The organism is Cryobacterium sp. TMT4-31 (genome assembly GCF_004403385.1).
Taxonomy (GTDB): domain Bacteria; phylum Actinomycetota; class Actinomycetes; order Actinomycetales; family Microbacteriaceae; genus Cryobacterium; species Cryobacterium zongtaii.
Window position 1 is genome coordinate 80,617 of record NZ_SOGI01000013.1, and the last position, 19,922, is coordinate 100,538.

A 19,922-nucleotide genomic window follows, 5' to 3' on the forward strand; every position below is an offset into this window, starting at 1 on the left:
AAAACGTAACGCTCAACGTGACAGCCGCCCACGCATCGCCTACAGTTGAAAAGTCCCCCCTTCCGGTAGTGGCTGTTTAGAGGATTATCTGTGACTCATTCCGGCCCCGCCGGCTCGCCTGAGGGCGTCGGCGCGTTACCTTCGCGCCGCGAGGCCCGGGCCCAGCGCGCAGCCGCTGAGGCATCCGGCACTTCCGCCGTCGTCGTTTCTTCCGAGGCCGTTGTCGTGCCCGCCGAGGCCGTCATCGTTTCCGCCGAGTCGGTTGAAGTCTCCGCTGAGTCCGTCGACGTCACCGCCGAGTCCGCTGTCATTTCCGCCGAGGCGATGGTCGTCACCGCGGTTCCCGTACCGCCGGTTTCGATCCGGTCGGTGTCCCCGGACCTCGCCGTCATCGTCGGCAGCGCGAGCACCTGGGCCGACGAGTCGTCAGCCCAGGACGACACCGTTCCGCCGCGTGCGGTCCGCCCGGCCCGGTTCCGGCCGTTCTCCACGCCATCCGCACCGTCCACGGCACCCGCCGGCGCCCGCACCGGTCCCGCCCGGCGGCCCGTCAAGCGCCGCAAGCAGTTCGCGAAGATGGTTACCTTGCTGGCGATCCCGGCCATTTTCCTCACTGCCGCGCTGCCCGCCTACGCGTTCACCCCGCAGGGCGGCTCGACCGCTCTCACTGCCAAGGCCTCCGGGGACACCCAGGCCGTCACCGTGGGCGCCGCCGCTGCCGCCGTGACTATTTCGGCCGACAGCTTCACAGCCACGAGCCAGGCCGAACTCGACGAGATCGAGGCGAACATCGCGGCGGACCTCGAGCAGCAGCAGGTTGCCGAAGAGACCCGCAGCTCCGCGGCCGAGTACGCCGTGGTCGGCATCCGGGCCGAGGGTGACGACTACCCCTGGCGGGACGCCGCCACCGAATCCCAGGGCGGCGGGTTCTCCCCGCTCGGCTACTACTACCGCGAGTGCGTGGACTTCGTGGCCTGGCGGCTCAACCGCGACGCCGGCGCCACCGGCCCGTTCAAGTGGACCTGGTCGACGATGACTCCCGGCGGCGGCAACGCATCCGCCTGGGCCAACGCCTGGGCGAACAAGGGTTGGGCCAGCAGCAAGGCACCCGTCGTGGGTGCCGTGGCCTGGTTCACCTACAACCACGTCGCCTATGTTCAGTCGGTGCCGGGGGACGGCACCGTTGTGCTCGAGGAATACAACTGGAACGGCTCGCACGCTTATCACACGCGTACAGTGCCGGTCAGCGAGGTTCCGGTCTACCTCTACCCGCCGACCTAGTTCCTGTCGCGGCGTGCCCGCCTCCGAACGAGGGCAGCCCGGCGTACCTGCGCTCAACCGGCGCGGATAACGGCTAAACTTTCCCGGTCAGCCTCTGTAGCTCAATGGAAGAGCAGTTCCGTCCTAAGGAAAGGGTTGGGGGTTCGAGTCCCTCCAGGGGCACCCCGCACCGCCGCAACAGATTCAGCTCCCTCACCGGGAAAAGGTCGTCGCCGAAGGTTGGTACCTTCGAGGAATGAAGACTACGCGGTGGGCAATCCTAGGACCTGGCGATATCGGCGGCTGGTTCGCCCGGGCTCTGCCCGGCTCGGCGCACGGCACTCTGCACGCAGTCGGCAGCACCAGCCCCGAGCGGGCGGCCGCGTTCGCGGCCACGTACGGGGCGCCCGTCACCGGAACCTACCAGGATCTCCTCTCCCGGGACGACATCGACGCCGTGTACATCTCCACGGTGAACACGACCCACGCGGACCTCGCCGTGGCCGCGCTGCGGGCCGGCAAGGCGGTGCTGTGCGAGAAGCCGGTCGCGCCGACCGTGGCGGAGGTCGAACGAGTCCTGGATCAGGCCGCGGCCTCCGGACTGCCGTTCGTCGAGGCGTACAAGCACCGGTTCGGACCGTTCGCGCGGGCCCTGGATGCCGCCGTCGCCAACCGGGAGGTCGGCACTTCGTTGCAGCTGGTCGCCTCGTTCGGCTTCGCGGCGGGGCAGCGATCGGGACGCCTGTTCGATCCGGAGCTGGCCGGCGGGGCGATCCTCGACGTGGGCGGCTACCCCGTATCGCTCGCGGTGGCACTCGCCGCTGCTGCCGGCGTTGACCCGGCAGACCTGACGGTCACCGTCGCCACGGGCGATGTCGGCGACACCGGCGTGGACGAGCACGCCAGCGCGACAATTGCCGCGGCCGGATTCTCCGCGGAGGCGGAGTGCTCCATCGTCGCCGAGCTGCCGCGGTCGGCGAGGCTCAGCGGGAGCGCCGGGGTCATCGAGCTGGCCGATGTGTTCGGCAGCCGCAGCGACTCGGCCGCGTCGTTCCTCGTGCGGGCGGATGGCCGTGACCGACTGGTGGAGGTGCCGACGGTGGACCCGTTCGCGGCAGAGGCCGATGCCGTGTCGCTGGCCCTGCTGGACGGGCGGACCGAGGCGCCCGAGGTGCCGTGGGCGCACAGCCGCAGCGTCGCGCGCCTGCTCGCGCAGTGGCGGGCTGGACTGGACGCGGCACCGCGCGGCTGAGCGCATCCGAAGCCAGTACCGACGCGTGAGGCGGGTCAGGCGCCGGTATGCGGGTGGCGCGCCACCCGCATACCGGCGCGGCACCCGCATAACGCGGTCGGGTGCGACGTGGGGGCACCGGTCACCGGAACTGGGTCAGCTTCAGGACCAGATGCTCGTCTCGAACCCGGTCTAACTCCCGGCGGGCTGCGATCGACTCGGGAGCGAGAGCGGGGCGTTCCCGGCGACGAGCCCTGACGGGCCGGCGACCCCAGCGGATCAGCGCGACACCGAGGTGCATGGCAGCGCGGTCGATCAGGCCTACGCGGCGCGCCGGGTGCGCCTCGGGCGAGAGAACGGGTTGGGGTGGGTGATCGTGGCGGCCCGGATCGGGCGCCAGTTGGGTATTCATGATGATGCGTTCCTTAACGAGGACGGTTCGCGAATCCGGGCGCTCTGGAAGAACGTTCGGGCTCGCAGAATGAAGGGTGGCCGCGCACGGCGGCACGAGGGCGACGCGCGGAGTGCGCGCCGCTCACGGGGTGAGTGACCCGGGCAGACGGATGCAGAAGGTGCGGGATGCACAGAGTGCGGATGCTGCCTGGTCGGGCTTCGAGAGCGTCACCACCGTCTGGACCGGTGGGTTACCTACTGGCCGATCAGGCGGTGAAGACGCCGACGAAGCCGGCGGTGGTACGGAATGCGAATGCAATCTTCTGAGTAATCACGCGAGGCTCCTTTCGTCGTATGGCGTAGGCATCACCGTAGTGGGCAATCCGCTCTTCGCGCAACACTTTCTCGCACTTCCGTGGCCGGGCCCGGCTGGGTACCCTCGAAGTATGTGTCGGAACATTCATCAGCTTCACAATTTTGAACCTGCCGCCACCGACGACGAGGTGTATGCGGCGTCGCTGCAGTTCGTGCGCAAGATCAGCGGGGCGACCAAGCCGTCGAAGGCCAACGAGGAGGCCTTCAACCGGGCGGTCGCGGAAATCGCCCACACCTCGCGGCATCTGCTCGAAGACCTGGTCACGACCGCTCCGCCCAAGAACCGCGAGGTGGAGGCGGACAAGGCCAGGGCTCGCTCGGCGAAGCGGTTCGCCGCGGCCTGATCGACCGGCAGTGTTGGGCCGGGTCAGGACTCCGCGAGTTCCCGCGGCACGGTGATCGCGTCGACCAGGGCGCCGTTTCGCCAGACCGTGATCTCGATGGGTGTGTCGATCGCGGCCTCGACCATCAGCTGCTGCACTGCTGTGGCCGTGACCACCGGCTGCCCGGCGAGTTCGACCACGATGTCACCGCGGTGCAACCCGGCCTCCTCTGCCGGGCTGCCAGGGGACACTGCCGCCACCCGTAGGCCGGTCGGCGAGCCGATCCGGGCCGCCAGGGTCGGTGGCAGCGGCACCTGGGCGCCGGCGATGCCCAGCCAGGCCCGCCGCATCCGCCCGGTGGTCATCAGCGCCGTGATGATCGCCCGGGTGCTCACATTGATCGGCACCGCCAGCCCCACTCCGATGCCCGCCACCGCGGTGTTGACCCCGACCATGCGCCCGGTGCTGTCGGCCAGCACCCCGCCGCTGTTGCCCGGGTTGAGGGCGGCGTCGGTCTGGATCACCTCGTCGATCACCCGCCCGGACCGGGTGGGGAGCGACCGGCCGAGCGCCGAGACGATGCCGGCGGTGACGCTGCCGGCCAGACCCAGCGGATTGCCCAGGGCCACCACCACCTGGCCGACGCGCAACCGCGCGGCGTCGCCGAACCGCACCGGCGGCGGGGTGGCATCGCGTGCGTGCAGCACGGCCAGATCGGAGAGGGTGTCGCGGCCGACGACGTCGACCCGGCTCCCGGTGCCGTCGGCGAACCCGACGTCAGCGGTGCCGGCGCCGGCTACGACATGGGCGCTGGTGAGGAGGAATCCGTCGTCGGTGATGACACTCGCGCTGCCCGCTCCCGCTCCCTGGGAACTGCGCACCGAGACACTGGCCACGCTGGGCAGCACCCGCGTGGCCACGGCCGTGACGGTTCTCGAGTAGGCGTCGAGCAGCCCGTCGTCATCCATCGCCGGGATATCGTTCATGGCACCAGAGCGTACGTCCGTCGGATTGGACTGTGGGCGCCGTTCGCTGCCAGCAGACTGGGGCTTCGAGACGGCGGGACGACGGCGTGCCGCGAGGGTCGGCGTGCCGGCGGCGAGTGCCGAAGACACCGATGGGTTCGCCGGGTGCCGCCGGCCGGATCAGTCGCCCTCCTCGAGGGAGTCGGCGACCTCGCGTGCGTCGCGGGCGCGGGTTCTGGAGTCCTCCACAGCGGTGTGCGCCTCGGCGCGGGCGTCGGCCAGGGCGCTCTCGTCGGCGACGACGGAGGCGAGCGCCGCGGAGGCCGTATCCAGCTGTTCCCGAAGCTCCGCAATCTCCGCTTCGAGGCTGGTCCGGCGAAGCGTGAGCCGGTGGGTGCGACGGTCCAGGGCGTCGACTTCCGCCTCGGCGACGTCCGCATTGCGCTCCAGACGTTGCGCTTCCCGCCTGGCCTCCTTCCGGCGGCGGACGTCGGCGAGTTGAACGGGATCCGGCAGTGCCGCGCCGCGGGAGCGGCCCCGAGGCGCCGGCCACGACTCCGGATCAGACACGGCCATGGCACCGTCCAGGTCGACGGGCTCATAACCGACCGCCCGCAACGGCTTGACCAGAAGTCCGCTGGCGATTGCCGCGGCGGCCGAAGGATCAGACGTTGCGGCCTGCAGGGTCTGCTCGACCTCGCCGACGACGCTTGCAGTAGGCCGGTGACCGAGGCCGGCGGCGAGGTCGGCGCCCGCAGCGGCGAGGGCGGCGATGGCGACTCGGCGCTCGCCGCCGAGCCGCCTGAGCGCGTCCCGCTCGAGATGCTCCTGCGCTGTGCGCATCTGTTCGCCGAGGTCGAGGAGCACAGTAAGTTCGTCGACGTTCTCCCGGGCGAGGAGGTTGACCACCCAGGCCGCAGGAGAGGGTTTCTTCATCACCGCGACCTGCTTGGCGAGAGCGGCATCCGATGACTTCAGCTCCTGTGCCCTGGCATTGCGCGCGGCCGTGAAGTCCTGGGGCCGAAGGCCGTACAGTTCCCGAGCGACATCCGTGAGAATTGCGACCATGGGACCATCCTCGTCCGCACCGGCGGCAGCCGCCAGCACCACGCGGTCCCAGGCACGGATGGTGCCTCAGCGGATGCGCACCCCCGAGGCCTTGAGCTCCAGCGCGGCGAGTGAGCGCATCACCTCGGGGTCGCCCCGACGCCACGCGGACACGGGGTCGGCGTCGACCGCCGCGAACACCGACAGCTTCTGATTCGTCAGGGCCCGCAGCGCGAGCAGGTCCACGGTGATGCCTGCGCGAACCAGCCGCCGTGTCGTGGCCGCCCGGCGCGTGAACCGCAGGCGGGGTACGAGCCAGAACAGCAGGATCGTCGCGACAGGCACGACGGCGATTCCCCATCCCAGGCCGACGGCGAGATTCAGCACGGCCTCCTGCTGGCTGCGGCCGGCCGCCTCCAGGCTCTGGCCCGCGCCGCTGGCGGCCTCGAACGGTGCCCGGATGCCGCCGCCGATGAGCGGCATACCGCCGAACCTGTCGCCGATGTCAGTCATCGTGGTCGAGAAGTCGGAGCCGGCGGACTCCATCTGCTCGCCGAACCGGGCGAGGTCGATCACGAGCGAGTAGACGAAAGCGCCGAGCCCGATCCAAGCGGCGATGGCGGCGACGGCGATCACGTCGACCGCGACCTGACGGGAGCGATGGGCGGCGTAGTCGGAGTAGATCTGCATCCCCTCACTATCGCGTAAACGGCGATGTCGTCGTGCGGGCTCCCTGCTCGCCGATGCCGTTCGCTGACGATCGGATCGGACCCGGCCGCCGCTGTGCGGCGGTATCGCTTCGCGGTCAGCGCGGTTACCCTGTGTGCCATCGGGTAGTCAGGGAGTTCTCACGGGAGCGGAGGAGCTGATGGCATCGGACGGTCGTGGCAACGTGACGGTGGGAGACGGGGGGTGGGGGTTCTTCTTCCTTCTGGCTTACGTTGGAGCGGCCATCTACTTCGTCTCCACGTCGGACGGATCGTTCTGGGGCTTCATCCTGGGCCTGCTCCAGGCCATCGTCTGGCCGGTCTATCTGACCTATGAGGTGTTACTTCTGCTGGTCGGGCCCTAATCGGGGGAGCCCCACGGGCCCTCCTGCGGCGGTTTACGCCGCGCGGTCGATCCCGGCCTGCTGGGCCGCCCACAGGGCAATCCGGTCGAGGGAGTGGGCAGGCACCCGGTCGACGGCCACGGGCGGGCCGGCGGGCAGGTCGGCGGGACCGTGGGTGCCGGCCGACACCATGACCAGGGTCGCCGTCATGACGATGGGGCGCAGGGACCGGTGGGCAGGAATAGTGTGCAGGATCGTGGTCATGGGAGTCCTCTCGACGGGCGGCTGCCGACCGGGTGAACGGGATCGGTACCTCCATCGTCGCGAAACACGGGTACGCAGACATCCCCTGGACGGATGAACCCGGGTACTACCCGCGATGTAGTCGGCGTACCGTGCTGGTTAGCCGCGGGACTGTAGGAAGACCATGACGAGGGTGCCCGCGCCGTAGAGCAGCAGCTTGCCCTTGTAGCCGGCCCACCACTGACGCGGTGCCGGCTCGGTGTCCTCGAGGTCCTCGGGGAGATCGGCATCCGAGTCGCCGTCAACAGTCGTGTTGCCGTCCGACCGGTCTCTGGGGGTGGGCCGGATGGGTGTGCCGACGCCCGGTCCGCCGGCGAGGCGCTCGAAAGGCCGGGCCAGAAACTCGGGTATCTGGATACGGTCGAACTCGTCGCGCGGTTCGTCGCTCTTGTTCTTGCTCATCCGAAAATGCCCCCTTCGCTCTCAGTCTAGGGACTCCGCGCGGCCATCACATCGCCCGGGGTGCCCGGCGTCGGACCTGGCAGAAGACACCCAGTATTGTCGTGCCGAGCACAGGAGTCCCGATGACCGAACACGAAACCTTCACACGCACCCGGGTCTGGGCGGCCGAGCCCGTGCAGACCGACGACGCGATCCTCGAGAACACCGGGCATGCGTGGGAGGAGTGGGTCGATCTCATCGACGACGGCCCCGGCCACCAGGCCGGGCACACCGCCATCGCCGCCTGGGTGCACGCCGCGCACGGTGTGGACGGCTGGTGGGCGCAGAGCGTGACCGTGGGTTACGAACGCATCACCGGCCTGAGGCTGCCCGGCCAGATGCCCGACGGCAGCTTCAGCGTGAGCCGCGCGCGGGTGCTGGCCCTGGACCGCGACGTGGTGCGCGAACTGCTGCTCGACGAGGGTAGCCGCGCCGATCTGTTTCCCGGTCTCGACCTGGTGCTTCGCTCGAAGCCGGCGTCGAAGGCACTGCGATTCACCCTCGCGCGTGCAGACGAGCCGCTGGGGTCGATCCTGTTCTCCACCGACCTGCTGCCCGACGGGCGGCTGCGGCTGGGCGTGACGCACGACACGGTGGCGTCGTTCGACGAGGCCGAGCGGTGGAAACTGTTCTGGGCCGAGTGGCTCGCCGCCGTCGAGCGGCTGGCCTAGGGCAGCAGTCCGGCGATGGTCGCCACGGCGGCCTCGAAGAGCTCGGGGCGGGCGCGGGAGTAGTTCAGCCTGAAGAAGGAACCGGTCGGCTCGGCCGGGAACCAGTCGCCGCCGGGGGAGAACAGCACCCCCTCGGCGCGACTGCGCCGGGCCAGGTCGGCCACGTCCACCCCGTCGGCAGCGCGCACCCACAGGCTCAGCCCGCCCCTGGGGACCAGCTCAAGGGCGTCCGCGCCCAACTGTCCGCGCACCTGCCGGGCCAGCTCATCGCGGCGGCCGCGCAGCGACCCACGCAACCGGGTGAGGTGGCTGTGCCAGCCCGGGTCGGTGAGCACATCGAGCGCTGCCGCCTGCAGGAGCCCGCTGACGTACAGGTCGTCCACGGTGCGGTCCACCTGGATCCGGGCCAGGGCGGGGCCGCGGGCCACGACCGCCGCCACCCGGATGGCGGGGGAGAGGCTCTTCGTGAGCGAGCGCACGTAGACGATGTGGCCGTCGGCGTCGTCGGCGGCAAGGGTGGCCACATCCGCTTCGATGCCGAAATCATGCGCCCAGTCGTCCTCGATCAGGTACGCCCCGCGAGCGCGGAGGACCGCGGTGATGGCACTGCGATCGGCGCTGCTCCACAACGCCCCGGTGGGATTGGCGAAGTGCGGCTGCGCGTAGAACAGGCGGGCCCCGCTGACGCCCAGGGCGTCGTCGAGGTCGGCAGCCGCGGGGGCGCCGGCGCCGCGGGAGATGGGCACGATGCGCAACCCGGCCTGCCGGGCGGCGGCCATGGCGCCCCAGTAGGTAGGGGACTCCATCACGATCGCGTCGCCCGGAACGGCCAGCGCCCGGAAGATCGACGACAGCGCGCTCTGGCCGCCCGGGGTGATGACGACGTCGTCGGCGGCCGGCGGGGCGGCGGCGGAGGCGCCGACCGGTGCCAGTTCCGCCGCAAACCAGCTGCGGAGCTCCGGCAACCCCGAAATTGGGGCCCGGTCGACGGCGGTGCCGGTGCGAGCCGCGCGGACCAGGGCGGTGCGCACCAGCCGGGTGGGCAGCAGCTCCTCGGCCGGGTACCCGGAGTGCAGGGCGATCATGCCCGGTCCGGCGCTCGTCATGGCGGTGCCGATCGCGTCGGCACCGGTGCGGGCCGCGCCGAGCGCCGTGGTCTGCCAGCCGAAGTCGGCCCGGTGCACGGCATGCGGCCGCGCCACGAAGCTTCCCGCGCCCGGTCGGGTCTCCACCAGGCCCTCGAGCACCAGACGCTGCAGCGCGCGCTGCACAGTGAGCGGGCTGGCGGCATGGTCGAGCACGAGGGTGCGGGTGGAGGGCAGCCGGTCGCCGGCCGGCCGGCTGGCGACCAGGGCACGCAGACGGCGTTCGATGGCGAGATGCGCCGATTCGTTGTCCGCGGAACCCGCTCGGGTGCTATCCTCTTTCATGAAAATACAGAATAGCGCTATCGTCGCGGCGCCGCCAGCGCTATCGCCACCGGAAGCGTCGCCCGCCGCCGCCGGCCTGGTCTTCGGGCTGCTGGGCGTGCTGGCCTTCTCGTTCACCCTGCCGCTCACCCGGGTGGCCGTGGCCCAGCTCGACCCGCTGTTCGTCGGTGCCGGCCGTGCCGTCGGAGCCGGCATTCTCGCCATCGCTGTGCTCGCCGTGCTCCGGCAGCGTCTTCCCAGGGGCAGCCAATGGTGGCGGCTGGCCGTGGTGGGGGCCGGCGTCATCGCGGGCTTCCCCATTCTCACCTCCTTCGCCCTGCAGAGCGTGCCGGCCGCGCACGGCGCCGTTGTGATCGGCCTGCTCCCCGCAGCCACCGCGGTGGTCGCTGTCGTGCGGGCCAGGGAACGGCCCACTCCTCGCTTTTGGCTGGCCAGCGGTCTCGGCGTGGTGGCCGTGGTCGGATTCGTGGCGCTCACCGCGGGCGGGCTCAGCGGCCTGCAGCCGGCCGACCTGCTGTTGGTGGCGGCCGTGGTGCTTGCGGCGATCGGCTACGGTGAGGGCGCGCTGCTGGCCCGCGAGCTGGGCTCCTGGCAGACCATCTGCTGGGCGCTGATCGTGGCGCTGCCGGTGATGGTGCCGCTGATGCTGGCCGGACTCGCTTCCGGCCGGCCCGCTGCTGATGCGTCGGCCTGGCTGGCCTTCGCCTACCTTGCCGGGGTGAGCATGTTCCTGGGCTTCTTCGCCTGGTACCGGGGCCTGGCCATCGGGCCGATCGCCCGGGTGAGCCAGATCCAGCTTCTGCAACCGGTGCTCACCATCGCGTGGGCGGCGCTGCTCCTCGGTGAAGACCTGGACCCTCTCGTGCTGATCGGCGCGCTTGCGGTCATCCTCTGCGCGGCCGGCGCCGTGCGTGCCCGCATCCGCTGACCGGCCGTCGTGCGGGGCACGGTCGGGCCGGCGTGGGGTCACCCCTCGCGGGCGGCCCGGCGCACAGAGGCGTCGTGTTCGAGGTGAGCCCTGCGGAGCAGATCGGCGAGCTCCGCGTCGTCCTGGACCGCCTGCCGGTACTTCGGGCCGAGCTTATGGATGGACTCTTCCTCTTCCCGAAGCGCCGTGTACACCCGGATGCGTTCGGTGTGGTCCTCGGTGTAGCCGAGGTCCAGGTAGTCGGTTGCGTACCGCCGGGCGTTGGCGGTGGCCGCTTGTGCCCGGCCCGCCGGGCTGAACAGCGACGCCAGCACGGTGACCAGGAGCACACCGATGATGACCGTCAGGGAGACACCCGTGCTGATCTCGAACACCGGCACCGGCTCGCCGCCGTTGATGAACGGAAGGTTGTTCTCGTGCAGGGCGTGCAGGATCAGCTTCACGCCGATGAAGGCGAGGATCGCCGCCAGCCCGAAGGAGAGGTAGATCAGCCGGTCCAGCAGGCCGTCGAGCAGGAAGTACAGCTGACGCAGGCCGAGGAGCGAGAACGCCGTCGCCGTGAACACGATGTAGACATCCTGGGTGAGGCCGAAGATGGCGGGGATCGAATCGAGCGCGAAGAGGAGGTCGGTGCCGCCGATCGCGACCATCACCAGGAGCATCGGGGTCAGTGCGCGCCTGCCGTCGTGGATGGTGAAGAGTTTGTCGCCGTCGTACTCGGGACTGGTGTGGAAGACCTTGCGCGCGACCCGCACGATGAAGTTGTCCGCGGACTTGGACTCCGAGCTCTCCGGTTTGAGCATGTTGCCCGCCGTCATCAACAGGATCAGGCCGAAGAAATAGAACACCCAGGCGAAGGTGTTGATCAGGGCGGCGCCGAGGAAGATGAAGCCGGTGCGCGCGATGAGCGAGAACGTGATGCCGAACAAAAGCACCTTCTGCTGGTCCTCCCGGGGCACGCGGAAGCTTGTCATGATGATGAGGAAGACGAACAGATTGTCGACCGAGAGCGCCTTTTCGGTGATGTACCCCGCGAAGTACTCGGATCCGGGGGTGCTGCCGCCGATGATCAGGACACCAATGCCGAACAGTATGGCGATCCCGACGTAGATCGACGACCAGATTGCCGCTTCCTTCAGCGTGGGGGCGTGGGCCTTCCGCACGTGAAAGACGTAGTCGAAGGCGAGAAGCCCGACGATTCCGAGGACCGTCAGGGTCCAGACGAGAGGTGAGGTATCCATTCGGTCGGCTTTCGGTCGAAGACGTGGGGCGCATCCGGTATCAAAAGGCTACGCGGGCAGGCCGCCGGGGGAACAGGGGTGGCGGAGAAAAACCCGCCGGAGACGGGAACGCGCCCGAAGAATGTACTCATGTGACGCGTGTTCACCCGCCGGTCACCCGGTCGTTCTAGGCTGTCGCCATCGCGGATTCTCGCGAGCCCGGACAGGAGTATGCGTGACCTCGTTCCACCCCGATCCCAGCACCCGGTCCGCCGGCTCGACCGTCGCACCAGCAATCGTGCGTCCGCTGCCGGCCGCGCCGACGCCCGGCCACGAGCAGGGCGTGCTGGATGCCGGTTATCTGGTGCACCCCGAGCGCACCCTGATCGACATCCTGCTGGCCACCGCGGAGGAACACCCCACCGCCCTGGCCCTCGAGGACGCCGCCGGGGCCCTGAGCTACCGGCGGCTGGTGCGGCTGGTCAACGACCAGGCCGTGCGGCTGAGCCGGGCCGGGGTGCGCCGCGGCGACACGGTCGGCATCCGCATCCCGTCCGGCACCCGCGACCTCTACCTGTCGATTCTCGCCACCCTCACCGTCGGCGCCGCCTACGTGCCCGTCGACGCCGACGACCCTGAGGAACGGGCCCGGCTGGTCTTCGGCGAGGCCCGGGTCGTGGGTGTCATCGGCGACGGTGGTCTGTTCACGGTGCGTGACGGCCTGGACGCCGGGGTGCTCACCGAGCGGCCCCTGGCCGCCGAGGAGGACCCGTCGCTGGCGCACTGGGGCGAGCCGATGCCCGGCCCGCACGACGACGCCTGGATCATCTTCACCTCCGGCTCCACCGGGGTGCCCAAGGGTGTCGCCGTGACGCACCGCTCGGCGGCGGCGTTCGTCGACGCCGAGGCCGGCCTGTTCCTGGCCGGCGAACCCATCGGCCCCGGCGACCGGGTGCTGGCCGGCCTGTCGGTGGCGTTCGACGCCTCCTGCGAGGAGATGTGGCTGGCCTGGCGGAACGGCGCCTGCCTGGTGCCGGCCCCGCGCTCGCTCGTGCGGAGCGGCGCCGACCTCGGCCCCTGGCTCATCGCGCACGGCATCACCGTTGTCTCCACGGTGCCCACCCTCGCCGCACTCTGGCCCGAGGAGGCGCTGGAGAATGTGCGCCTGGTGATCTTCGGCGGCGAGGCCTGCCCGCCCGAGCTGGCCGCCCGCATCAGCGCCCGCGGCCGTGAGGTGTGGAACACCTACGGCCCGACCGAGGCGACGGTCGTGGCCTGCGGCGCCCTGCTCGACGGCAGCGACCCCGTGCGCATCGGCCTGCCGCTGGACGGCTGGAGCCTGGCCGTGGTGGATCCGGCCGGCCAGCGGGTGCGGGCCGGCGAGACCGGCGAACTGATCATCGGCGGCGTCGGCCTGGCCCGGTACCTCGACGCGACCCAGGATGCGGTGAAGTACGCCCCGCACGCCGGGCTCGGCTGGGAACGCGCCTACCGCAGCGGCGACCTCGTGCGCTTCGACCCCGCCGGGCTGGTTTTCGTGGGCCGGGCCGACGACCAGATCAAACTCGGCGGCCGGCGCATCGAGCTCGGCGAGATCGACGCCGCCCTGCAGGCGCTGTCCGGCGTGGCCGGCGCGGCCGCTGTCGTGCAGACCACCCCGGCCGGCAACCAGGTGCTGGTGGGTTACCTCGCGCTCGCCGATGAGGCAGCCGGATCCTTCGACCTGCCCGCGGCCACCGCGGCCCTCCGGGTGGCGTTGCCCGCCGCCCTCGTGCCGCTGCTCGCCGTCGTGGAATCCATCCCCACCCGCACCTCCGGCAAGGTCGACCGTGCCGCCCTGCCCTGGCCGCTGCCCGGCCTGGCCGGCGCCGAGACGGCCGGCGCGGATGCGCTCAGCCCGACCGCCGCTTGGCTCGCCGGGCATTGGGTCGCGATCCTCGGTGTGCCCGTCGCCGACGCCGACAGCGACTTCTTCGCCTACGGCGGCGGCTCCCTCTCGGCCGCCCAATTCGTGTCCGCGATTCGGGAGCGCCACCCGAACACCCGGATCAGCGACATCTACGACCACCCGCGGATCGGCTCCCTCGCCGACGAACTCGACGGCCGCACTCCGACGGTGGCCCGCGCCACGCGGCAGGTGCTGCCCACCCCGGCCCGCACCGGGCTGCTGCAGGGCGTCCTCAGCGTGCCGTTGCACCTGCTCGTGGGTGCCAAGTGGCTGGTGTACCTGGCCGCGGCCAACAATCTGCTCGCCGCCGCCGGCGCATCCTTCGCCCCCACGGTGTCATGGTGGGCGGTGCTGGCCGGATTCGTGCTGCTGGTCACCCCATTGGGCAAGATGGGCATCTCCGTTGCCGCCGCCCGGCTGCTGCTCCAGGGCGTGAAACCGGGCAACTACCCGCGCGGCGGCTCGGTGCACCTGCGGCTCTGGCTGGCCGAACAGGTGGCCACCTTCGTCGACGCGGCCAGCCTGGCCGGGGCGCCGTGGATCAGCTACTACGCCCGGCTGCTCGGCGCCACCATCGCCCCCGGCGTCGACCTGCACTCGGTGCCGCCGGTCACCGGGCTGCTCAGCATCGGCGAGCGCGCCGCGATCGAACCCGAGGTGGACCTGGCCGGCTACTGGCTCGACGGCGACACCCTGCGGATCGGCCGGGTGCGCATCGGCGCGGAGGCCGTGATCGGCTCCCGCAGCACCCTGCTCGGCGGCGCCAAGATCGGCGACGGCGCCGAGATCGAACCGGGCTCCGCCGTCTCAGGCCGGGTGCCACGAGGCGAGCGCTGGGCCGGCTCACCGGCCACCCGGGTCGGCTCGGCCCGCCGCGCCTGGCCCGCGGAACGACCGGCGAACGCCCGCCGCTGGCTGCTCGCCTACGGCGCCGGCTCGGTGGGACTCACCGCCATTCCCACCGTCGCGGTGCTGCTCGGCGTGCTCATCGTGGGCGTGGTGATCGGCGACGCCGACACCCTCGGCGCCGCGGCCGCCCGCGCCGCGCTGGCCGTGCCGTCGGCCGTGCTCGCCGCCGGAGCGCTCTACGCCGGCACCGTGATCGGAGCCGTGCGCCTGCTGGGCCTGGGCCTGACCGAGGGCCACCACCCGGTGCGCAGCCGGGTGGGCTGGCAGGTGTGGATGACCGAACGACTGCTCGACGGCGCCCGCACCCTGCTGTTCCCGCTTTACGCCAGCCTGCTCACCCCGGTCTGGTTGCGGCTGCTCGGCGCGAAGGTCGGTCCGGGCGTCGAGGCGTCCACGGTCCTGCTGGTGCCCTCGCTCACCACCATTGCGCCCGGCGCGTTCCTCGCCGACGACACCATGGTCGCCTGCTATGAACTCGGCGGCGGCTGGATGCGCATCGGCCGCGCCAAGATCGGCCGCCGGGCGTTCCTGGGCAACAGCGGCATCGCCGGCCCCGGCCGCACGGTGCCGAGGGACGGCCTCGTGGCGGTGCTGTCGTCCACCCCGCGCAAGGCCAAGCGCGGCTCCTCCTGGCTGGGCAACCCGCCGACACGGCTGCGTCGCCGGGTGACCGACATCGACGAGGCCCGCACCTTCCACCCGCCGGCGCGGCTGGTGTTGGCCCGGTCGCTCTGGGAGGTGCTGCGCCTGGTGCCGGTGTTCGCCTCCGCGTGGATCGCCCTCAGCGTGCTCGTGGCCCTCGAGGTCCTCTGGCTTTTCGGCGGTCCTGGCCTGGCGCTGCTGCTCTCCGGCTTCGTGCTGATCGGCGCAGGCGCCGTCGCGGCCGCGCTGACCACCGCCGCGAAATGGTTGCTGGTGGGGCGCATCCGCGCCTCCGAGCATCCGCTCTGGTCGTCGTTCATCTGGCGCAACGAGGTGTCGGACACCTTCGTAGAGATGGTGGCGCGGCCCTGGTTCGCGCAGAACGCCGCCGGCACGCCCTGGCTGGCGCTCTGGCTGCGGTCGCTGGGCGCCACGATCGGGCGCGGCGTGTGGTGCGAGTCGTACTGGCTGCCGGAGGCGGACCTGGTCACCCTGGCCGCCGGTAGCAGCGTCAACCGCGGCTGTGTCGTGCAGACCCACCTGTTCCACGATCGCATCATGCAGCTGGACACCGTGCACATCGGCGCCGGTGGCACCCTCGGGCCCAACAGCGTGATCCTGCCGGCGGCGCGCATCGACGATCACGCCACCGTTGGACCGGGTTCGCTGGTGATGCGCGGGGAGCGGGTGCCCACCGATTCGCTCTGGTCCGGCAACCCGATTGCGCCGTGGCACCGGCCGCCATGGAAGACTTGATCCCTATGTTGCAGCCCACACCCACCATCCTGGGGTCCGCGTCCGCGGGTGACCCCTACCTTCCCGCGAGTGGCAATGGTGGCTACACGGTGGCGCACTACGACCTCGAACTGGACTACAGGGTCGCCACGAACCGGCTGACCGCGACCGCCACGATCACGGCGCGGGCCCTCACCGCGCTCGGGCGGTTCAGTCTCGACCTGGCCGGCTTGAGCGTCGACAAGGTCACGGTCAACGGTGTTGCGCCGGTGAAGACGGTGCACGCCGCCCGCAAGCTCGTGATCACTCCCGCCGTGCCGCTGGCCGTGGGAGAGGCGTTCGAGGTGGTGGTGCGCTACCGCGGGGCGCCGCATCCGGTGCGCAGTCACTGGGGCGAGCTGGGCTGGGAGGAACTCACCGACGGTGTGCTCGTGGCCGGTCAGCCCAGCGGGGCGCCGTCGTGGTTTCCCTGCAACGATCACCCGAGCGACAAGGCCACCTTCCGTATCCAGCTCACCTGCGAGGCGCCGTACACGGTGGTCAGCAACGGCCCGTTGGTGGCCAAGAGCACCCGGTCCGGTCGCACCTCCTGGACCTTCGACGTGCGGGAACCGATGGCCGCATACCTGGCCAGCGTTCAGATAGGTCGCTATCGCCGGCACGACATCGCCGCAACCCCGGTGGCGCACAGCCTGTTCTTCCCTCCCGCGCTGGCCCGGCCGGTGGCGGTGGACTTCGCCAGGCTCGGCGAGATGATCACGGTGTTCAGCCAGGTCTTCGGCCCGTACCCGTTCCCCGCATTCTCCGTGATCGTCACCGCCGACGACCTCGAGATCCCGCTCGAGGCGCACGGCCTGGCCGTGTTCGGCCGTAACCACGTGGACGGCCTGCACGGCAGCGACCGGCTGATCGCGCACGAACTGGCGCACCAGTGGTTCGGCAACAGCCTCACCCTCACTCGCTGGGCCGACATCTGGCTGCACGAGGGCTTCGCCTGTTACGCCGAGTGGATCTGGGCCGAGTCCAGCGGCGGACTTACCGCCCACGCGAACGCCCTGCTGCACCGCGCCGAGCTGGACCTGCTGCCCAAGAACATCGTGGTGGCCGACCCCGGCCCGCACGACATGTTCGACGACAGGGTCTACAAGCGCGGGGCCCTGGCCCTGCACGCCGTGCGTCAGGCGATCGGCGACGAGGCCTTCTTCACCGCCCTGCGCGCCTACACCCGCACCCACCGGCACGGCAGCGTCACCACCGACGACCTGCTCGGCTGCTTCCGCATCGCCTCCGGCACCGGTGTCGCCGACAAGATCATCGCCCGCTGGGTGTCGGCGAAGAGCCTGCCGCGGCTGCAGCCCGCCGCGCCGCTCGAACCCGCCCCCTGATCTCGCGCGCGTCACTCGCTGAGTTGCGTTTGCGGCAGGTCGGGGACGCTCTGAGCGGCGGGGACGCCTCGAAGGGATCGTCACCGATCGAGGTACAACCGCGGGCGCCTGGCGCACACCACGGCGACTGTAGCGACGAGACCCTCGGGAGCCGCCACGGATATGAGGTGCGCCTGGTTCAGCGGAAACGGCGCAGCCGGCCAGCCGACCAGGGCCGGGCCGGGGGAGTGTTCGGCGGGCACTTCGTCGGGCGCACGAGCGATGGTGAGGTCACGAGGATCGACCCTGAGCCCCACGCCGGCGGCCTTGAGGACCGCCTCCTTGGCGGTCCAGATGGCGGTCACCGCGGCCGTGGCCGATCGCGGATGCAGGGCGGCCACGGCATCCGCTTCGGCCGTGGAGAGCAGCACGTCATCCAGGGGTGCCCGGGCGAGCGCACCGACGGATTCGAGGTCGATGCCCACCGGGCCGGCCGCAGTGACGGCCAGAGCGAGCCGGCCGTCGGCCCGGGCCAGGCTCACGTGCACGGTGGGGGAGTCCACCGCCGCGCCGCCGAGTTCGACCCGGAGGGGGCCGTGACCGGACCGTCCGCAGTTCGGGCAGACCTGGCTGAGAGTGATGGATGCGCCGGCGAGGCCGGTCAGCCGGCCCACCAGCTCTGCCAGCGCCCGGTGGTCGCCGTCCTGGGTCGCCGCTCGGGTGCCCAGCGCCACCACCAGGGTGGTGGACAGGTCCACGCCCCGCACACCGTCGAGGTCGCGGGGGGAAGAGGCATCGGGCACGCCATCACCCTAGCGCCGGCGACCCTTCTGCCCGAGGTGGCCGTTGCGGCCCTTGTCCCGCCACCCGGCCGGTGCGAGAATCGTCGGGACCAGCCCAATCGATGGAGTGCGGGGCTGTCGAGGCTCCAGGCGCGGTGGGTGAGGTTCCAGTGAAGAGGTTCGAAGGTCTGGCGAAGCCATCCACTCTCGCCGCCGGGGCCGCATTCCTGATCGGCGGCATCCTGGACCAGGCGATGCGCCTCACCGGCGAACCGGTCAGTGAACTCGTGCAGACCCCGCTGTATGCCCTGCGGTCTCTAGCCCTGCTCGGCGGAGCACTGCTGCTGATCCTCTCGTTGGTGGCGATCTACGAGCGCCACGCCAAGCAGATCGGCCCGTTCGGCTTCTCCGCCGCGATCATGGCCGGCACCGGCACCATCCTGATCAGCGGCCAGTTCTGGGCGGAGGCCTTTCTCTACCCCACCCTGGGCCGGGTCGCACCTGACCTACTCGACGGTGCCGAACGGCCCGGCTCCTATGCGTTCGGCTTGCTGTTGACCGCCGCGGTGTTCGGGGTCGGCTGGATGCTGCTGGGCGCCGCCATCCTGCGTGCCCGCGTCTACAGGGTGCTGCCGGCCGTCTTCATCCTGGCCGGCGGCGCCGTCTCGCTGCTGCCCGGCCAGGCGCTCGGCCAGCTGGTTCTCGGAGTCGGCCTGGTGCTGCTCTCCTTCAGCCCCACCTACCGCAAGCACGAGGGTCCAAAGCGACAGGGCAGCCAACCGCACTGACGCCGGTGCGCCGCACCCCGTCGCCGGTGCCACACTTGTACGGCGAGTGAGGAGCAGCCGTGGCGCTGATTGATGACGCGATCTATGTGGATGGCCTTCGGGTGGCAACCCCGGAAACGTTGCAGGACGTCTTTGAGGTACTCAAGGAGAAGGCCGGGTTCGCCTGGATCGGACTGTACCGGCCGACCGATGCCGAGGTCAGGAGCGTGGCCGATGAGTTCACCCTGCACCACCTCGCCATCGAGGATGCGCTCAAGGGACATCAGCGAGCCAAGATCGAACGATACGCCGACACCCTGTTCCTGGTGCTGCGCCCGGCCAGATACCTCGACGACGTCGAGCGAGTCGAGTTCGGCGAGCTGCACGTCTTCGTGGGTCCCGACTTCGTCGTGACCATCCGGCACGCCGAGTCGCCCGACCTCGCCTCGGTGCGCCGCCGGCTGGAAAGCACCCCGGACCTCCTCGCCTTCGGGCCGCAGGCGGTGCTCTACGCGATCCTCGATCAGGTGATCGACGAGTACGCGCCGGTGGTCGCCGGCCTGGAGAACGACATCGACGAGATCGAGGACCAGCTCTTCGACGGTGACCAGGCGGTGTCCAGACGCATTTACGACCTCTCCCGCGAGGTCATCGAGTTCCAGCGGGCCACCCAGCCGCTGATCGGCATGCTCGAGTCGCTGCAGGAGGGCTTCGAGAAGCACGGCGTGGACGTGGAACTGCACAGGCACCTGCGCGACGTGCTCGACCACACCATCCGGGTCGTCGAACGTGTCGACGCGTTCCGGGAACTCCTGCAGAACGCCCTCACGGTGCACAGCACCCTCGTCGCCCAACGGCAGAACGACGAAACCCGCCGGTTGAGCGAAACCGGGCTGGCGCAGAGCGAGGAAGTGAAGAAGATCTCCAGCTGGGCGGCGATCCTGTTCGCCCCCACCCTGGTGGGCACCATCTACGGCATGAACTTCACTCACATGCCTGAGCTAAAATGGCAGTTCGGTTACCCGTTCGCGATCACCCTGATGGTGGCGATGGGATTCGGGCTCTACGCCGTGTTCAAACGCAAGGACTGGCTATAGCGCCTGCGAAAACGGCTGTATCCGCAGAGAATCCTGCGAA

Annotated in this window: 19 protein-coding genes and 1 tRNA gene; 11 read left to right on the forward strand and 9 right to left on the reverse strand. The window is 70.6% G+C overall.

Features of this window, described 5'->3' with window-relative positions; genetic code table 11:
• Window positions 1–90 precede the first annotated feature (90 nt).
• The 3 genes from E3T19_RS03470 (at window position 91) to E3T19_RS03480 (ending at window position 2,512) form a co-directional block, all read left to right on the forward strand.
• Window positions 91–1,281, forward strand: coding sequence for a CHAP domain-containing protein (locus E3T19_RS03470; RefSeq protein ID WP_088457021.1), 1,191 nt, complete (start codon window positions 91–93; stop codon window positions 1,279–1,281).
• 90 nt (window positions 1,282–1,371) lie between these two features.
• Window positions 1,372–1,443 (forward strand) — tRNA-Arg (locus E3T19_RS03475).
• 73 nt (window positions 1,444–1,516) lie between these two features.
• The gene (locus E3T19_RS03480) at window positions 1,517–2,512 is read left to right on the forward strand and encodes a Gfo/Idh/MocA family protein (RefSeq protein ID WP_088457020.1); all 996 of its coding nucleotides are present in this window, start codon (window positions 1,517–1,519) and stop codon (window positions 2,510–2,512) included.
• A 121-nt stretch (window positions 2,513–2,633) separates the two neighbouring features.
• Here E3T19_RS03480 and E3T19_RS03485 read toward each other — a convergent pair whose 3' ends face one another.
• Window positions 2,634–2,903 carry a hypothetical protein gene (locus E3T19_RS03485; RefSeq protein ID WP_088457019.1) on the reverse strand — a complete coding sequence of 90 codons (270 nt, stop codon included), beginning with the start codon at window positions 2,901–2,903 and terminating at the stop codon, window positions 2,634–2,636.
• A 427-nt stretch (window positions 2,904–3,330) separates the two neighbouring features.
• Between E3T19_RS03485 and E3T19_RS03490 the strand changes: the two genes are divergently transcribed.
• Complete coding sequence (locus E3T19_RS03490) at window positions 3,331–3,603, forward strand: DUF2277 domain-containing protein (protein ID WP_088457018.1); 273 nt, start codon at window positions 3,331–3,333, stop codon at window positions 3,601–3,603.
• A 23-nt stretch (window positions 3,604–3,626) separates the two neighbouring features.
• Here E3T19_RS03490 and E3T19_RS03495 read toward each other — a convergent pair whose 3' ends face one another.
• The 3 genes from E3T19_RS03495 to E3T19_RS03505 all read right to left on the reverse strand — a co-directional run bounded on the left by E3T19_RS03495 (window position 3,627) and on the right by E3T19_RS03505 (window position 6,284).
• A complete protein-coding gene (locus E3T19_RS03495; protein WP_240632252.1) occupies window positions 3,627–4,568 on the reverse strand; it encodes a S1C family serine protease in 942 nt (313 codons plus the stop codon).
• A gap of 159 nt (window positions 4,569–4,727) precedes the next feature.
• Entirely contained in the window at window positions 4,728–5,615 is an 888-nt protein-coding gene (locus tag E3T19_RS03500; RefSeq protein WP_134408127.1) for a hypothetical protein, read from the reverse strand.
• A gap of 66 nt (window positions 5,616–5,681) precedes the next feature.
• Entirely contained in the window at window positions 5,682–6,284 is a 603-nt protein-coding gene (locus tag E3T19_RS03505) for a hypothetical protein (RefSeq protein WP_088457015.1), read from the reverse strand.
• 178 nt (window positions 6,285–6,462) lie between these two features.
• Here E3T19_RS03505 and E3T19_RS03510 point away from each other — a divergent pair, with 178 nt between their 5' ends.
• Window positions 6,463–6,666: a hypothetical protein gene (locus E3T19_RS03510; RefSeq protein WP_088457014.1), complete on the forward strand. Its 204-nt coding sequence runs from the start codon at window positions 6,463–6,465 to the stop codon at window positions 6,664–6,666.
• Between the two features lie 33 nt (window positions 6,667–6,699).
• Here the strand turns inward: E3T19_RS03510 and E3T19_RS03515 are convergent, their stop codons facing one another.
• On the reverse strand, window positions 6,700–6,909 hold the full coding sequence (locus tag E3T19_RS03515) for a hypothetical protein (RefSeq protein ID WP_088457013.1): 210 nt from the start codon (window positions 6,907–6,909) through the stop codon (window positions 6,700–6,702).
• Window positions 6,910–7,047: 138 nt separating this feature from the next.
• The gene (locus tag E3T19_RS03520) at window positions 7,048–7,350 is read right to left on the reverse strand and encodes a hypothetical protein (protein WP_088457012.1); all 303 of its coding nucleotides are present in this window, start codon (window positions 7,348–7,350) and stop codon (window positions 7,048–7,050) included.
• 122 nt (window positions 7,351–7,472) lie between these two features.
• Between E3T19_RS03520 and E3T19_RS03525 the strand changes: the two genes are divergently transcribed.
• Window positions 7,473–8,060 (forward strand): hypothetical protein, encoded by a 588-nt coding sequence (locus E3T19_RS03525; RefSeq protein ID WP_134408128.1) that lies wholly within the window; start codon window positions 7,473–7,475, stop codon window positions 8,058–8,060.
• On the opposite strand, the gene E3T19_RS03530 is transcribed toward E3T19_RS03525, so the two are convergent.
• Window positions 8,057–9,490 (reverse strand): PLP-dependent aminotransferase family protein, encoded by a 1,434-nt coding sequence (locus E3T19_RS03530; RefSeq protein ID WP_134408129.1) that lies wholly within the window; start codon window positions 9,488–9,490, stop codon window positions 8,057–8,059. The genes E3T19_RS03525 and E3T19_RS03530 overlap by 4 nt on opposite strands.
• On the opposite strand from E3T19_RS03530, the gene E3T19_RS03535 reads away from it, so the two are divergent.
• A complete protein-coding gene (locus E3T19_RS03535) occupies window positions 9,489–10,418 on the forward strand; it encodes a DMT family transporter (protein ID WP_088457009.1) in 930 nt (309 codons plus the stop codon). The two genes, E3T19_RS03530 and E3T19_RS03535, sit on opposite strands and share 2 nt — an antisense overlap.
• 38 nt (window positions 10,419–10,456) lie before the next feature.
• Here the strand turns inward: E3T19_RS03535 and E3T19_RS03540 are convergent, their stop codons facing one another.
• Complete coding sequence (locus tag E3T19_RS03540) at window positions 10,457–11,659, reverse strand: TerC family protein (protein WP_088457008.1); 1,203 nt, start codon at window positions 11,657–11,659, stop codon at window positions 10,457–10,459.
• A gap of 214 nt (window positions 11,660–11,873) precedes the next feature.
• On the opposite strand from E3T19_RS03540, the gene E3T19_RS03545 reads away from it, so the two are divergent.
• Together E3T19_RS03545 and E3T19_RS03550 are read left to right on the forward strand one after the other, a co-directional pair.
• Window positions 11,874–15,893 carry a Pls/PosA family non-ribosomal peptide synthetase gene (locus tag E3T19_RS03545; RefSeq protein ID WP_370294245.1) on the forward strand — a complete coding sequence of 1,340 codons (4,020 nt, stop codon included), beginning with the start codon at window positions 11,874–11,876 and terminating at the stop codon, window positions 15,891–15,893.
• 5 nt (window positions 15,894–15,898) lie between these two features.
• Window positions 15,899–17,257: a M1 family metallopeptidase gene (locus E3T19_RS03550; protein WP_166788783.1), complete on the forward strand. Its 1,359-nt coding sequence runs from the start codon at window positions 15,899–15,901 to the stop codon at window positions 17,255–17,257.
• Window positions 17,258–17,337: 80 nt separating this feature from the next.
• Here the strand turns inward: E3T19_RS03550 and E3T19_RS03555 are convergent, their stop codons facing one another.
• Window positions 17,338–18,039, reverse strand: a complete 702-nt coding sequence (locus E3T19_RS03555; RefSeq protein ID WP_134408131.1) for a 4'-phosphopantetheinyl transferase superfamily protein — start codon at window positions 18,037–18,039, stop codon at window positions 17,338–17,340.
• Window positions 18,040–18,188: 149 nt separating this feature from the next.
• Here E3T19_RS03555 and E3T19_RS03560 point away from each other — a divergent pair, with 149 nt between their 5' ends.
• The gene (locus E3T19_RS03560; protein ID WP_103459258.1) at window positions 18,189–18,806 is read left to right on the forward strand and encodes a hypothetical protein; all 618 of its coding nucleotides are present in this window, start codon (window positions 18,189–18,191) and stop codon (window positions 18,804–18,806) included.
• 59 nt (window positions 18,807–18,865) lie between these two features.
• Complete coding sequence (locus tag E3T19_RS03565) at window positions 18,866–19,882, forward strand: magnesium and cobalt transport protein CorA (protein ID WP_088457004.1); 1,017 nt, start codon at window positions 18,866–18,868, stop codon at window positions 19,880–19,882.
• Window positions 19,883–19,922 lie beyond the last annotated feature (40 nt).